This is a genomic window from Streptomyces sp. 130 (assembly GCF_007096885.1).
Lineage (GTDB): Bacteria > Actinomycetota > Actinomycetes > Streptomycetales > Streptomycetaceae > Streptomyces.
The window spans coordinates 1-1,184 of sequence record NZ_VJNO01000106.1 but is presented as its reverse complement, the minus strand read 5'-3'; the positions used below and the strand labels follow the sequence as shown (position 1 = coordinate 1,184).

Sequence of the window (1,184 nt, the reverse complement as noted above, 5' to 3'; positions counted from 1 at the left end):
ACCCCGCGACACCACGAACGACACCGCGTCCGCGAAACGCACCGCCTCCCGCACATGCCGCACCCAGTACTCCGCCGAACCCCAGTCCTCCGCCAGGTCCCCCGTCACACCCGACACCACCGGAACCGACGCGGACCCGAACGACAACCCCGCCACCACCGCCCCGAACTCCGCCAGCATCGGCTCCATCAACGGCGAATGAAACGCATGCGACACCCGCAACGCACTCGTCCGCCGCCCCTCACCCGCAAACTTCCCCACCACCTCGGCAACCGCCGACTCCACCCCCGACACCACCACGGAGCGCGGACCGTTCACCGCCGCAATCCCCACCTCCGCATTCAGCAACGGAAGGACCTCCGCCTCCGAAGCCTCCACCGCCACCATCGACCCACCAGCCGGCAGCCCCTGCATCAACCGACCACGCGCCACCACCAACTCCGCCGCATCCGCGAGCGACAACACACCGGACACATGCGCCGCAGCGATCTCACCGACCGAATGACCCACCAGGAAGTCCGGACGCACCCCCCACGACTCCACCAACCGGAACAACGCCGTCTCCACCGCGAACAACCCCGCCTGCGCGAACATCGTCCCGTTCAACAGACCCGCGTCCTCACCCCACACCACCTCACGCAACGACCTGCCCAGCCTCGCGTCCAGCTCGACAAGCACCTCATCGAACGCTGCCGCGAACACCGGGTAGACCCCGTACAGCTCACGGCCCATCCCCAACCGCTGCGCACCCTGACCCGTGAACAGGAAGGCAGTGGCACCGGCCCGCCGTACCGAGCCGCGAACCACCGAAGGCGACAGCTCACCCTCCGCCAACGCCGTCAGCCCCCGCACCAGCTCCTCACGGTCCGAAGCCGCCACCACCGCACGATGCTCCAGCACCGCACGCGACACCACCGACGAGAAACCCACATCCAGCAACGAGGCAGACGACTCCCCCGCCACCCGACCCAGAAACTTCCCCGCCTGCGCCGCCAGCCCAGCCTCACTCCGCGCCGACAGCACGACAGGGACGACGGGAAGCCCGGTCACCGCTTCGGGCTCCGGCTCCTCCACCACCGGAGCCTGCTCCACGATCACATGCGCGTTCGTCCCACTCAGACCGAACGACGACACACCCACACGACGCGGACGATCCCGCACCGGCCACGCCCGCGACTCCGTCA

At 69.0% G+C, this 1,184-nt stretch carries 1 protein-coding gene; it reads right to left on the bottom strand.

Annotation, left to right across the window (positions count from 1 at the left end; all coding sequences use genetic code 11):
• Positions 1–1,161, bottom strand: a 1,161-nt coding sequence (locus FKN01_RS32190; protein WP_398933678.1) for an acyltransferase domain-containing protein, incomplete at its 3' end; no start/stop codon positions are given.
• Positions 1,162–1,184: the final 23 nt, after the last annotated feature.